A 12,898-nucleotide genomic window follows, 5' to 3' on the forward strand; every position below is an offset into this window, starting at 1 on the left:
CATGTGCGCGCTCATCAGCTGTCGCAAATCTCCGCCGGTCTCGAAAGGCGCCCTGCCGGTTAGGCATTCGTACAGCAGACACGTCAGCGAGTAGATGTCGGCTGCGGGCCCGACCTGGCCGCCCGAAAACCGTTCCGCGGCCATGTACGCACACGACCCGATGATCAACCCCGTCGACGTCACGCTCGCATCCCCGTCACCGTGGGCAATCCCGAAGTCGACGAGGTAGGTGAAGTCGTCGGGCGTGAGCAGGACGTTCTCCGGCTTGATATCGCGGTGCACCAGGCCGTCGGCGTGCGCGGCGTCCAAAGCCGCCGCCACCTGGGTGATGATCGAGGCCGCGCGCCTCGGCTCCAGCGGGCCGTTCACCCGCAACTCGTCCTTCAGGCTCGCACCGTCGACCAGCCGCATGTCGATGTAAAGCGTGCCGTCGATATCGCCGAAGTCGTGCACCGGGATGACGTGCGGTTCCTGCAGTCGCGCCGCTGCCCGCGACTCACGTCGGAAGCGCTCCTGATAGCTCTTATCCGATGCAACGTCGCCGCGCAGCACCTTGACGGCGACCATTCGTTCTTTGACGGTGTCGTAGGCGCGGTAGACCTCGCCCATGCCGCCCATGCCGATCAGAGAGTGCAGCTCGTAGGGGCCGAATCGCGCCCCCAGCCGTGAGCTGCCCTGCACGGAGGACATTGACGATCCTTTCCGTTCTTTCCCTGACATCTGATGGCGCCACAATCTGACATGCGGCGCTAGACGTGTTCCCGTTTCTCGCGCCCGCTTAACTTTTTACCCGATACAGCGATTCACTTCGTCATCGAAGTTTGCTGTTGCGCAGCATTTTAGGAGTTCCCCCCACCACGCACCGGCGATAAGTCATACGGTAGCGCCATGACAGAACAATCGCCCGCGGTAAGCATCGCGCATCCGCCTGAAGGACTCCTGAGAGCCGTCAATCCCGCGGTGAAAGTCCTGCTCGGCACCCCGTTAGGTGGTGCCCTCCGCCGCCAGATGATGGTGCTCAACTTCACCGGACGCAAAAGCGGCCGCCGATACTCGGTGCCGGTCAGCGCACACCGGCTCGATAATTCGCTTTACGCACTGGCCAGCGCCGGTTGGACCGCCAATTTCCGTGACGGCGCCGACGCCGAAGTGCTCTGGGACGGCAAGAAGACAGTCATGCGCGGCGAACTCATCCGCGACCCCGCCACCGTCGCCGAGCTGTCCCACCGAGCCGCCGAGTCCTACGGCGCAAAGAAGGCCCAGCGCATGATGGGGCTGAAATTCCGCGACGATCGCGTCCCCAGCCTCGAGGAGTTCACCGAAGCCGCGCAACGCGAGGGCATGCGCGCCGTCAAGTTCGCGCCTGCTTGACGTCTAGTACGTCGCGGCGGCCAACTCGAGGATCTCCTCGCGATCCGCCCGCACCAGGTAGCCCGCCCGGATCGCCGCATCAAGCGACTCCGTGAAGCGCTCGAGGTATTCACTCTTGCCGCCGGGATACAACCGGCTGCGGGTGGCGTCTTCGAACGGCTCACCCGAGCCGAACAGGTGCGCCAGCACGTTGTCGCTTCTGGAGATCCCCGAGGTTCGGGCGATCGGCACGTCGACCCACGGTGTGCGGACACCGCCCCTCGCAACGCCGTCCGCGTCCAGGAGCAGCGGCGGCGGATCCCCTTCGCCGATCTCCATGCGCGGCGCGCTGGGCGGCGCGGTGCCTGTGCGAACCCAGTTCTCCAGACCCGCGATCGCCGCCTGAAGCACATAGTGATGCTGCGGGGCGAAGTTGATGTAGTAGCCCAGATCCTGGCCCATCAGCATCGTGGTCGGGGCGTAGGCGGCCGCAAGTCGATCCACCGGCGCAGAACCGCCATCGATGAAGCCGACGGCGATCGTGTAGGCATCGGCGTGCGCGGTGCCGGGGATCTCCCACGTCCGCAGCCGGTCATTGTCGGGCTGCCGCGACCGGTAATAGCCCGCCAGGATTGCGCCGACCAGGTCGGTCTCGGTGATGACGTTCATCACCGGCACACGCAGCTCGGCACGGAACGGGGCGGGATCCGATGTGCCCTCCTGAAGCGCCTCCAGCGCGGACACACCGTCGAGCGGCGCCGCGACGCCGAATCGGGAATGAACCAGGAAGCCGTCATAGACACTGGCGAGCCGGTCCACCGCATTGATATACGTCGTCAGAAACATCGCTGACTGTGACTCCCCGACAGCGACAACGTGCTCGGGCTTCAGCCGTCCGAGAAGATCCTCCGGTGCCTGACGGATCAGTCGGCCGGCCTGGGAGAAAATGTCGTACGCATGCGCGTCACCGGGATGACTGAGGCGTGAATACCGTTCGGGATCCTGCTTTTTCAGCGACATGTCGATGCCGGTGATGGTTTGCCCACCATCGACGCCGACTTTCTGCGCGGAGACTCCGACATACGCATAGCCCGCACGGGCGATCTCGCGGTGAGCCATCATCCAGACAGCGGGCGTGTCGATCCCGCCGCTGACGTTGAGCCACTCGACGAGGACGGTGCCGTTGTACTTGTCGACGTCGGTCGGCGTCATCACCACGACCCGGGTCGTGTAATCCGCCTCCCCCAGCGCGCCTTCGCCCGCGTACGACGACGCGGTCCCCGAGACGAAGAACTCGTTGCTGGCGTAACCCAGGTCGGCGACGTCGTAGGCGCCAATGATCAAGTTCGGCTTGCCCGCTACGGGCGTGACGGATGGCATGGCGACGACAGTAGTCAAAAGGCGATACTGAGCCGATGCCGGATCTCAACGTGCTGGGAACACCTATGGAGCCGTGCGGCACCGAACCGCTGACCGGTTTCTACCGCGACGGCTGCTGTTCCTCGGGGCCCGAGGACGTCGGCCTGCACACCGTCTGCGTGGTCATCACCGCCGAGTTTCTCGAGCATCAGGGCTTCATCGGCAACGATCTGTCGACACCGCGACCCGAATACCGCTTCCCCGGCCTGGTGCCCGGCGATCGCTGGTGTGTGACCGCCGCCAACTGGTTGAAGGCCTACCAGGACGGACGCGCCGCACCGGTGGTGATGGCGTCGACGCACGAGCGCACACTCGACGTCGTGCCGCTCGAGGCGCTCGCCGAACACGCCGTGGATGTGCCCGACGATCCCGGCGACCTCTAGCGCAGCCCTAGGGCCGCAGCTGCAGGATCCGGTCGTCGCCGCCGCGTGGGTTTCCGCGTCCGTCGCGGTTGCTGGTCGAGAACCACAGAGTCCCGTTCGGGGCGGGCACCACCGTTCGCAGCCGGCCGTACTGTCCGGCGAACATGGCGGCGGGCTCGCCCAGCGAACCGTCGCCGCCGACGGGAATCTGATACAGCCGCTCACCGCGCAGACACGCCACCCACAGGGAGCCGCCGTAGAACGCCAGCCCTGACGGCGACGCGTCACCGGTCGCCCACTCGACAACGGGATTGACGAAGCCGGGCTCGTCGGACCGGAGGGCGAAAACGGCGACGCCAGGGGTCAGCGCGGGCCGCGGCCGGCGCGCTTAGCCACGTACCGGTCGGCGTCGCGCAGCATCTCACGCTCCCATGTCAGGTTGCGGCCATCGTTATCGTGAGGCCATTAGGGGATATCGACCGATCGCCACCGCGGTGGTGCTGACCACCTTGGCTGCCGGCATGCTCCAATGCGGGCGCACTCCACCGTCCGCACCGGTCTCGTCCACGCCGCCCGCTGCGAGTACGACGACGCCGCCGACACCTTCAGGGCCGCCGCCCTCATCGCCAACGAGCACATCGTCGGCGTTCGCACCTGCGGCCGTCCATCCCGTGACCGCCGCCGAACTCGGTGCCACCTGGCGACCCGGCTGCCCTGTCGGCCCCGAACTGCTGCGTCGGGTCGAGCTCGACTACGTCGGCTTCGACGGGCAGACACACCGCGGCGACCTCGTCGTGCACCAGGACGTGGTCGCAGATGTCATCGCGATCTTCGAGCAGCTGCAGGTGTTGCGATATCCGATCGCAAAGATGCGGACCGTCGATCATTACCCCGGCGCCGAGGATGAGCTGTCGATGGAGGACAACAACACCTCCGCCTACAACTGCCGACTGATGCCGTCAGGTCAGGCATGGGCATTGCATGCCTACGGCCGGGCGATCGACATCAACCCGCTCCTCAACCCGTTCGTCGACCGGGAAGGCACACTCGAGCCGACGACCGCAGGCCCGTACCTCGACCGCAACCGCACCGATCCGGGGCTGCTGCACGCGGGCGACCCCGTTGTTCGTGCGTTCACCGACCGCGGTTGGCGCTGGGGCGGCGACTGGCGGGCACCGAAGGACTATCAGCACTTCGAGCACAGCTGAGCCGCGATGTTTCAACCGCTTGCGAAGTGGTTCAGGCGGGCATGATGCTCACACGGATCACCCCTGCGCCATGTACAGAGGTAGTGCCCCAGCTAGTTTGTCGGGTACATCGGCTGCGGGTCGTGGAATCGGTTGATGATCGGAATGCGCTCGATGATCTTGTCGCGCAGACGCGGTTCCGGCTGCACGGCAGGAACCTGCGGTTGCGCGGGCGGAACGTAGGCCGGAACAGGCGGCGTATACGCCGGGACGGGCGGCGTCGCGGCCGGCGGCACCCAGGTGTCCGGCAAGTTTGCAGCAGGCGGATCGGCACCCGGCGCCGCCTCGGGAGCCGGCGGCGCGGCCACCATCGTCTGCACGATCGGCGGAGCTGCAGGCTCCGGCGCGGGCGGGACTGCCGCGGGTGCGGGCTTCGGCGCCGGTGCGGCCGCCGGGCGCTTCTGCAGCTTGGGCGCGGCAAGCGCGGCCTTCGCCTCCGTCGGCACGGTCGCCTCTTTCACCTGCTCGCCGGTGGCGTTTGCGTTCTTGGTCTCAGACGGCGAATCCGACGTCGCCTGCAGACCCAGCACGACCGACAGCGAGATCACCAGTGTGGCTGCCGCAGCGACGACGACGGACGTCAACACGGTCGTTCTCGACATGCCGCGCAGCCCCAGCAGCGACGTCGAGCCGCCGTCCATGGAGTTCACCGCCATGGCGGATGCCACCGCGGCGCCCCGGGCCATCGCCATATCGGCCTCGGCGGACGAGATCACCGGGGCCGCCGCGACAGCGTCCATCGCGGACACCACCGGCTGGAGATTTGCAGAGCCGACGACGAAGACGGCGTCCAGCTGTCGATCGTTGAGGTCCAGCGCGACGACGCTGCCCGCCAGCTCGACGTCGTCGGGGAGATTCTGGGGGTCGGCGCTCACTCCGTCGGCGTTCACCATGGCGACCAACGTGTAGTCGGGCTCGAAGACGCAAACCGCGACGCTTTCATAACCCGCGATGTCGGCGATGCCGCTCGCCAGCGCCTCGGCGGCCTCTACCTCCGAAACCGCGATGGCGTTCGACAGGCCACGGGACTGCAACGCCTCGAGGATCGCGCCCGCGACGGCCTCCCCAGCAGGAGTCCACGTGACACCGACGGCGTGCACACCGCTCTCCACCGCCGCCTCGTTGGCGTCCAGCAACACCGTGAGCAGGGCCTCAGCATCGAAAGTCGAAGCGTCGACGACATCGAGCACTCCGCGGTCGACGGCGTCGCCGTCGCCTGTCACCCCTTCGACGAGCACCCACCGGACGGCTGTCGAGGTCACCGACAGACCGAGCACCAGGTCCATTAGCTATCTCCCTCTGCCTGTCATCCGGGTCTGACACTACCGAAGCGGCCTGTCGATGGACATCGACGAGATAGCCAGGCCCTCGCACCCGATGGTCGATTGATCTAAATCGTGAATCAGTCGTGCCCTTATTGGTCTTGGACAAGCATCGATGTCGCTTCTACCGTTGAGCCAGATCACCACTTGCCGGACCTTCTCCACGCCGCCCTCTACGCCGAGGAAAACATGACTGCCACCATGCCCGACACCCACCTGACGGGACAGATGCTCATTGCCGGCGAACCGGTTCGCGGTTCCGGTAAGCAGATCCGCGCCTTCGATCCCACCGCAGGCCACGAACTCGAACCCGCCTACTCCTACGGTGGCGCCTCCGATGTCGACGCCGCCTGCGCGGCCGCCGCCGAGGCCTTCGCCGAGTACCGCTCCACGACATCCGAACAGCGCGCCCAGTTCCTCGAAGCGATCGCCGCCAACATCGAGACCGTCAAGGACGTTCTTGTCGAGCGCGCCGTCGCCGAAAGCGGGCTGCCGCAGGCCCGCCTCACCGGCGAGGTAGCCCGCACGACCGGACAGCTCCGCCTATTTGCCGGCGTTCTTCGCGAGGGCAGCTGGAACGCCGCCCGCGTCGACCCCGCACTGCCCGATCGAACCCCGTTGCCGCGACCCGACATTCGGCAGCGCTCCATCCCGCTCGGCCCGGTCGCCGTATTCGGCGCCAGCAACTTTCCACTGGCCTTCTCGGTCGCAGGCGGGGACACGGCGTCGGCGCTCGCCGCCGGATGCCCCGTCGTCGTCAAGGCGCACGACGCGCATCCGGGCACGTCGGAGCTCGTCGGCCGCGCCATCTCCGACGCCGTCGCCGCTGCGGGCCTGCCGGCGGGCACATTCTCGCTGCTGTATGGATTCGGCCCCGAACTCGGCGTCACCCTGGTCACCGATCCGCGAATCAAGGCCGTCGGCTTCACCGGATCCCGTTCCGCTGGACTGGCACTCGTCGCCGCCGCATCCGGCCGTCCCGAGCCGATCCCCGTCTACGCCGAGATGAGCTCGATCAATCCGGTGTTCCTGCTCGACGGAGCGCTGGCCGGCCACGGCGCCGATCTGGGTCGCGCGTTCGTCAACTCGCTGACGCTGGGCTCCGGTCAGTTCTGCACCAATCCCGGTCTGGTCGTCGCGGTCGAAGGCAAGGGGCTCGACACGTTCGTCACCGCGGCGCGTGATGCGCTCGCGCAGTCATCGGCCACACCCATGCTCACTCCCGGCATCGCCGACGCGTACGCCAACGGCGTCACGGAACTCAGCGCGGAAGCCGACCTGATCGGCCGCGGCGAAGCGGGCGACAGCCAAACCGACTGTCGAGCAGCACTGTTCGCGACCGACGTGAACAATTTCCTGAGCTCGAAGACGCTGCAGGCCGAGGTCTTCGGATCCTCCAGCCTGATCGTCCGCTGCTTGGACCCCGCCGAGATGCGGAGCGTCGCCGAGCACATCGAAGGTCAGCTCACCGCGACGGTGCACGCCGACGAGTCCGATTACGACGAGGTGCGGCAGCTTCTGCCGCTGCTGGAGCTCAAGGCAGGCCGGATCCTGTTCGACGGCTGGCCCACCGGCGTCGAGGTCTGCCACGCCATGGTGCACGGCGGCCCCTCGCCCGCGACGTCGGATTCGCGCACCACATCTGTGGGTGCGCGCGCGATCGAACGCTATCTGCGGCCCGTCTGCTACCAGGACATGCCGAAGTCGTTGCTGCCCAGCGCAATCGCTGACGGCAACCCCGATAACCTGTGGCGGCGCATCGACGGCCAGCTCCAACAGGACTGACCGGGCGATCATCCAACTCGATACCGACGCGGGTCTCACCTGGACCGGCTCCGAGCGGCCGCCGACGCCATCACCGGACTGGACGTCTTCGGGCTCAACGCGATTCGCGCCGCCATCGCTGACAGGCTGACCGGCGACTCGCGCGCCGTCGGAGCGGCGGGCATGATCACCACGGCCAGTGCCGTCGATCAGGTTCTGTCACCGTTCGAAGTCGCGTGCCTCGACGTGCAGGGCCACGCGACCGGCAGGCCGGTCTCCGATCTGCTCGGCGGCAAGGTGCGCGACGCGGTGCCGTTCAGCGCCTACCTCTTCTACAAGTGGGCGGCGCACCCAGGCGCTGAGCCCGACGCTTACGGCGAGGCGCTCGACCACGACGGCATCGTCGCGCAGGCCAAGCGCCTCGTCGACGAATACGGCTTCACGGCAATCAAACTCAAGGGCGGCGTGTTTCCGCCCGAGGAGGAGATGGCGGCGATCGAGGCACTGCACGCGGCCTTCCCGAACCACCCGCTGCGGCTGGACCCCAACGCTGCCTGGACGCCTCAGACGTCGGTCAAGGTCGCGTCCGGCTTGGCGGGCATCCTCGAGTACCTGGAGGATCCAACGCCCGGGCTGGACGGGATGGCCGAGGTCGCTGCGCAGGCTCCGATGCCGCTGGCGACCACATGTGCGTCGTCGCGTTCGACCACCTAGCTCCTGCAGTCGCCAAAGACTCGGTGCACGTGGTGCGTTCGGACCACCACTACTGGGGTGGCCTGCAGCGGTCACGCCTGCTGGCCGGCATTTGCGAGACGTTCGGCCTCGGGCTTTCGATGCACTCCAACTCCCACATGGGCATCAGCCTTGCCGCGATGGTGCACCTGGCAGGCGCCACGCCGACTCTCACCTATGCCTGCGACACCCACTGGCCGTGGAAGACCGAGGAGATCGTCAAGCCGGGCGCGCTGGAGTTCCTCGACGGCGCGGTGGCCGTGCCGTCGACACCAGGCCTCGGCGTCGAACTCGACGACGCGCTCGGCGCTCTGCACGAGCAGTACCTGCGCTGCGGTATCCGCGACCGCGACGACACCGGTTACATGCAGACGGTCGACCCCGGTTTCGAGGCGAGCAGCCCGCGCTGGTAGCGACGGGTTCGGCTACACGTCCCGCCGCCGCGCCCGCTTGGCCTCATACATCGCGAGGTCGGCGTCGCGCAGTATCTCGTCGGCCGTGCGCTTCTCGTCGCGATGCACCTCGACGACGCCGATGCTGGCGCCGATCGGTGCGCTTGTCCCACCGATCAAAGCGGGCGTGTTCAATTCGATGCGCAACCGGTTGACCATGTCGTCGAGTTCGCCTTCGGCAACGTCGCGTGCCACCAGCACGACGAACTCATCGCCGCCGAGCCGTCCGACCACATCGTCGGCCGCGACGACCCGGCGAAGACAGCCCGCGGCGACGCGGAGAAGGTCGTCGCCCGCCGTGTGCCCCAAGGTGTCGTTCGTCGACTTGAGGTCATCGATGTCCATGAACAGCACCGCGCGCAACTGATCGTCCGGCTCCGGTGCCGCGAGCGCCTTCTTGAGTCTGCGAAGGACCGAAACCCGGTTCGGCAATTCGGTCAGTGCGTCGTGCGTGGCGTAAAACAGGATTTTGTCGGCGGTCTTACGTTCGGCGGTGACGTCCACGAACGACATCAACATGTCGGACTGGCCCAGGATCTCTGGGTTGAGCAGACGGCAGCTGCACATCAGCCATGCCCGTTCACCGCCGAACTGGTCGAAGCCGAACACCTGATTGAAGAACGGCACACCGGTTCGTAGCACGGCGCGGACGGGGCGCAGAGCGGGCGGGATGTTCACGCCGTCGGCGTCGAGAAAGTGAATTTGATCCGTGATCGCGAAGAAGTCGCTACCGGCGTATTCCGGTCCCGCACCCATGATGGTGACGGCGGCCGGGTTGATCGACTTGATGCGCCCGTCCTTGCCGATGAGGATGACGCCCTCGACCATCGACGCCACGATCGCCGTGAAGTGTTGTTCCGCGCGGTGCAGAGCCGTCAGGTCGCAGCACACGAAGACGTATCCGTCGTTCATCGCGGCGGCCGAAACACGGACATCGAGCGGCGCGCCGTCGGCCGAGCGGTGGGTGCTGTGTACGACGCCACCGGAGGCCACGATCGCGGTCGGATCGAGCTCAGCGCCAACCAACTCACTCATCGGGTGGCCCTGGGCCTCGGCGAACGGCCTGCCATAGATCTGCTCCGCGGCGGGGTTCCAACTTGTCACCACACCGGTCGCCGTTGTCCCGATGATGGCATCGCTGACGTGGTTGACGAGGGCCGCTTGGTACCGGAGCGCTGACTCGGAGGCATGCCGCGCGCTGACGTCTCGTGTGATGATTTGATGGGCGGGTTCGTCGTCCCACATCGTCATCGCGATGACAATCTCGACGGCCAGCAGACTGCCGTCGACCCGGACCATCTGAGCCGGGTAGTGCGGGGTGCAGTCGCCGAGCTCACGGAGTCGGGCGACGCCGGATTGCATCGGAGGTATCGATTCGCGTGTGAGGAAGTCGGTGATGGGACGGCTGACGATCTGGTCGCTGGAATCAGCGAGCATCAACCGCACACCGGCGTCGTTGACGAAAACCACCCGTCCGTTCGCATGGACACAAATGCCGTCGGGACTGCGCTCGACCAGTCGGCGGTAGCCCTCCCCGGTCAACCCCTCAGAGAGTTGCCGATGTTCGGCGGCTACCAACGCACATCCCTTCTCGACGCTCTTAGCCAAAGTACCGCTTGGGCCATACCCGGGCTGCCCGATTCAGCTGTCACACAGGTCTAAACTGATGCACCATTCGCAACGCGAATGCGCCCAGTGATGCTAGGAGTGCATCGGTGTTATCACTCGCCAGGCTGTCCTGTTTCGTCGCAGTCGCCGAGGAGCTGCACTTCGGGAGGGCCGCAGAGCGGCTACACATGACACAGCCGCCGTTGAGTCGCCAGATCCAGCAGCTCGAAAGCGAGCTCGGTGTCCAGCTCATCGAGCGCAGCACGCGGGCGGTCACCCTGACGCCCGCCGGGCTGGCGTTCCTGCCCGACGCCCGCCGCATCCTCCAACTAGCCGAGGGCGCCGCGCAGACGGTGAAGCGGATTCCAGCCGGGGATCTCGGCACCGTCGTCATCGGATTCACGGCCGCCTCCGCGCACGTGGTGTTGCCACGGCTGCTGGCCGCGGCCCGGAAGAGGCTTCCGGACGTGAAGCTGGATCTGCGGGAGATGGTGACGGCGGTTCAGGTCGAAGGGTTGATGACCGGCGAGGTCGATCTGGGCATGGCGCGCCCGCCGATCAGGCGACCGGGCCTGGTGTCGCGTCCGCTGTTACACGAGCAATTGATCGCCGCACTGCCCGAGGCGCATCCGCTCGTCGGGCTGGGGCGGGGACTGACGTTGAACGACCTCGACGGCCAGGACGTGGTGATGTACTCCCCGGTGCAGGCACGCTATTTCAACGAGTTGCTCATCAGCACGTTCACGATCGCCGGCGCGAGGCCGCGCTACGTGCAGACCGTGACGCAGGTGCACACGATGCTGGTGCTGGTGCGTTCGGGCATCGGCATCGCGCTGGTGCCGGCATCCGCCGCGACGTTGCACCCCGAAGGCGTGGTGTTCCGTTCGATCGGGGCGTTTCGGGAGCGGCCGGTCGAGCTCGACGCGGTGTGGCGCGGCGACAGCACCAACCCCGCACTGCTGCGTCTACTGAGAGACGTTCTGCCGCAGCGGGAATGGACGACCGACGATCTCGTCGAGGATGTGCTCGGCTGAGCGCGCTCTGCGTCGACCTTGGGCGACCGCCTCTACTCTCGCACCTGGCGAGTGACGAGGCCTTTCGTGGATCGCGAGTCGATGATGCACCGGGAATCGATCTGCTCACCTCGCCGCTCGTCGCCGTAGTAGACGCGATATCCCTCGACGACGGTCGTGTCGCCGCCTGAGCCCTCGCGGACGGCGCTCGTTGTGCCGTCCGCCGTTCGGGTGACGGTGAACCACTGACCGGACTCGGGGTCTTGGATCGTGTCACCCTCTTGAATCTCGGCCAGCGGCACCTGCTCTGTTACATGTTCCGAACTCATCGCCCTCCCGGATCGTCGCGGTGGCTGGCTGCATCCAGCAGCCACCCCGACGATTCTTCTACCAACGGCGCCCGTCAATCCGCGTTTTAGCAGAGCAAGCCGACCATGGGGTCGTCGTAAAGACTTCTAACCGGACGCGGCGGCAGGCATCGGTACCGGGGTCACCAGTTCGCCCGACGAAAGGAAGCGCTCGAGGTTGCGCAGCGTGAGTGCCTCCATCGCCGCGCGCGTCTGCACCGTTCCGCTGCCCACGTGCGGCAGGACGACGACGTTGTCCATCGCCAGCAGCGCCTCCGGCACGTTCGGCTCAGCGGCGAAGACGTCCAGGCCGGCGCCCGCGAGCCGACCGCCCTCGAGTGCCTCGACCAACGCCTCCTCGTCGACGACGCTGCCCCGCGCGATGTTCACCAGATAACCGTCGGCTCCCAGCGCATCGATCACCTCGCGGTTGACCAGCTTCCGGGTTCCCGACCCGCCTGCGGCCGCGACGACCAGAACGTCGACCCGCCGGGCCAGCTTCTCCGGTGACGGCACATAGGTGTAATCGCAGTCGGCGACCCGGTGGCGATTGTGGTAGGAGATCGTACATCCAAAGGCGCTGAGCCGCTTGGCGATTGCGCCGCCGATTCGCCCGAGCCCGATGATCCCCACCCGCGTGTTACTGACCTGGCGCGTCAACGGGTACATGCCGTCGGTGGACCACTTGCCCGCCCGCACGTACCGGTCCGCCGCCGAGAACTGCCGCATCACATCGATCATCAGCCCGACGGCGGTATCGGCCACGCAGTCGGTCAGTACGTCGGGCGTGTTGCTAACGGCGACCCCTCGTTCCGCCGCAGCGTCGACATCCGTCGTGTCGTAGCCGACCCCGAAGTTCACCACCGCGCCGAGGTTCGGCAGCGCCGACATGAGGGCGGCGTCGACGCCGGAGCGCCCGGACGTCACCACTGCGGTGATGTCCCCGCCATGGGAGGACAGGAACGTGTCGCGCTCGGCCGGTTCGTCGGGCAGCACATACGCCGCGTAGTCGTCTCGAAGGGTCTGCGCGAGCGACGGCTTCAGCGGCCCGACCTGTAGGACGGTCCTGCTCTGCGGGGTGCGGGACGAAGTAGTCATGATGCGACAACGGTACGGCGACCTGCGATTACCCGTCCAACATCCAATTAGCATCGACTCAGTGTCAGGGTGAGATTGCCGCTATCGCGGTGGTTGGATCCTTTGCACCTGGTGTCTGGCTCGTAGCATCGGTGCCGCCTTCGGGTTGGCGTGCATGCGTTTTGTCGGCATCAGGTGTGAAGGA

At 66.6% G+C, this 12,898-nt stretch carries 11 protein-coding genes and 2 pseudogenes; 6 read left to right on the forward strand and 7 right to left on the reverse strand.

The window, feature by feature from the left end; translation table 11 throughout:
- Window positions 1-690 (reverse strand): serine/threonine-protein kinase (locus QOC76_RS21720; protein WP_526360257.1); only part of this gene is annotated, 690 nt, incomplete at its 3' end.
- Window positions 691-888: 198 nt separating this feature from the next.
- Between QOC76_RS21720 and QOC76_RS21725 the strand changes: the two genes are divergently transcribed.
- Window positions 889-1,371 (forward strand): hypothetical protein, encoded by a 483-nt coding sequence (locus QOC76_RS21725; RefSeq protein WP_526360259.1) that lies wholly within the window; start codon window positions 889-891, stop codon window positions 1,369-1,371.
- A gap of 3 nt (window positions 1,372-1,374) precedes the next feature.
- Here the strand turns inward: QOC76_RS21725 and QOC76_RS21730 are convergent, their stop codons facing one another.
- Window positions 1,375-2,730, reverse strand: a complete 1,356-nt coding sequence (locus tag QOC76_RS21730; RefSeq protein WP_526360261.1) for an alpha/beta hydrolase domain-containing protein — start codon at window positions 2,728-2,730, stop codon at window positions 1,375-1,377.
- Between the two features lie 35 nt (window positions 2,731-2,765).
- On the opposite strand from QOC76_RS21730, the gene QOC76_RS21735 reads away from it, so the two are divergent.
- A complete protein-coding gene (locus QOC76_RS21735) occupies window positions 2,766-3,152 on the forward strand; it encodes a DUF2237 family protein (protein ID WP_526360263.1) in 387 nt (128 codons plus the stop codon).
- 7 nt (window positions 3,153-3,159) lie between these two features.
- Here QOC76_RS21735 and QOC76_RS21740 read toward each other — a convergent pair.
- A pseudogene (locus QOC76_RS21740) lies at window positions 3,160-3,468 on the reverse strand (PQQ-dependent sugar dehydrogenase); the annotation flags it as partial.
- 184 nt (window positions 3,469-3,652) lie between these two features.
- On the opposite strand from QOC76_RS21740, the gene QOC76_RS21745 reads away from it, so the two are divergent.
- On the forward strand, window positions 3,653-4,339 hold the full coding sequence (locus QOC76_RS21745) for a M15 family metallopeptidase (RefSeq protein WP_526360276.1): 687 nt from the start codon (window positions 3,653-3,655) through the stop codon (window positions 4,337-4,339).
- A 92-nt stretch (window positions 4,340-4,431) separates the two neighbouring features.
- On the opposite strand, the gene QOC76_RS21750 is transcribed toward QOC76_RS21745, so the two are convergent.
- Window positions 4,432-5,664: a DUF7159 family protein gene (locus QOC76_RS21750; RefSeq protein WP_526360265.1), complete on the reverse strand. Its 1,233-nt coding sequence runs from the start codon at window positions 5,662-5,664 to the stop codon at window positions 4,432-4,434.
- A 225-nt stretch (window positions 5,665-5,889) separates the two neighbouring features.
- Between QOC76_RS21750 and QOC76_RS21755 the strand changes: the two genes are divergently transcribed.
- Window positions 5,890-7,485, forward strand: coding sequence for an aldehyde dehydrogenase (NADP(+)) (locus QOC76_RS21755; RefSeq protein ID WP_526360267.1), 1,596 nt, complete (start codon window positions 5,890-5,892; stop codon window positions 7,483-7,485).
- Window position 7,486: 1 nt separating this feature from the next.
- Window positions 7,487-8,609, forward strand: a pseudogene (locus QOC76_RS21760) (enolase C-terminal domain-like protein); the annotation flags it as partial.
- A 12-nt stretch (window positions 8,610-8,621) separates the two neighbouring features.
- On the opposite strand, the gene QOC76_RS21765 reads toward QOC76_RS21760, so the two are convergent.
- Window positions 8,622-10,256 carry a diguanylate cyclase domain-containing protein gene (locus tag QOC76_RS21765; protein WP_526360269.1) on the reverse strand — a complete coding sequence of 545 codons (1,635 nt, stop codon included), beginning with the start codon at window positions 10,254-10,256 and terminating at the stop codon, window positions 8,622-8,624.
- A gap of 107 nt (window positions 10,257-10,363) precedes the next feature.
- Here QOC76_RS21765 and QOC76_RS21770 point away from each other — a divergent pair, with 107 nt between their 5' ends.
- Window positions 10,364-11,290, forward strand: a complete 927-nt coding sequence (locus QOC76_RS21770; protein WP_526360271.1) for a LysR substrate-binding domain-containing protein — start codon at window positions 10,364-10,366, stop codon at window positions 11,288-11,290.
- Between the two features lie 32 nt (window positions 11,291-11,322).
- Here the strand turns inward: QOC76_RS21770 and QOC76_RS21775 are convergent, their stop codons facing one another.
- Both QOC76_RS21775 and QOC76_RS21780 read right to left on the reverse strand, forming a co-directional pair.
- Window positions 11,323-11,598 carry a hypothetical protein gene (locus tag QOC76_RS21775; RefSeq protein ID WP_526360273.1) on the reverse strand — a complete coding sequence of 92 codons (276 nt, stop codon included), beginning with the start codon at window positions 11,596-11,598 and terminating at the stop codon, window positions 11,323-11,325.
- Between the two features lie 126 nt (window positions 11,599-11,724).
- Window positions 11,725-12,714 (reverse strand): 2-hydroxyacid dehydrogenase, encoded by a 990-nt coding sequence (locus tag QOC76_RS21780; RefSeq protein WP_526360275.1) that lies wholly within the window; start codon window positions 12,712-12,714, stop codon window positions 11,725-11,727.
- Between the last annotated feature and the right edge of the window lie 184 nt (window positions 12,715-12,898).

The organism is Mycobacterium sp. (assembly GCF_032159565.1).
Taxonomy (GTDB): Bacteria; Actinomycetota; Actinomycetes; order Mycobacteriales; family Mycobacteriaceae; genus Mycobacterium.

Excerpts from the sequence above, each read along its gene's own strand:
- QOC76_RS21725 (WP_526360259.1), top strand. The coding sequence starts at position 889 with ATGACAGAACAATCGCCCGCGGTAAGCATCGCGCATCCGCCTGAAGGA.
- QOC76_RS21730 (WP_526360261.1), bottom strand. The coding sequence starts at position 2,730 with ATGCCATCCGTCACGCCCGTAGCGGGCAAGCCGAACTTGATCATTGGC.
- QOC76_RS21735 (WP_526360263.1), top strand. The coding sequence starts at position 2,766 with ATGCCGGATCTCAACGTGCTGGGAACACCTATGGAGCCGTGCGGCACC.
- QOC76_RS21745 (WP_526360276.1), top strand. The coding sequence starts at position 3,653 with ATGCTCCAATGCGGGCGCACTCCACCGTCCGCACCGGTCTCGTCCACG.
- QOC76_RS21750 (WP_526360265.1), bottom strand. The coding sequence starts at position 5,664 with ATGGACCTGGTGCTCGGTCTGTCGGTGACCTCGACAGCCGTCCGGTGG.
- QOC76_RS21755 (WP_526360267.1), top strand. The coding sequence starts at position 5,890 with ATGACTGCCACCATGCCCGACACCCACCTGACGGGACAGATGCTCATT.
- QOC76_RS21775 (WP_526360273.1), bottom strand. The coding sequence starts at position 11,598 with ATGAGTTCGGAACATGTAACAGAGCAGGTGCCGCTGGCCGAGATTCAA.
- QOC76_RS21780 (WP_526360275.1), bottom strand. The coding sequence starts at position 12,714 with ATGACTACTTCGTCCCGCACCCCGCAGAGCAGGACCGTCCTACAGGTC.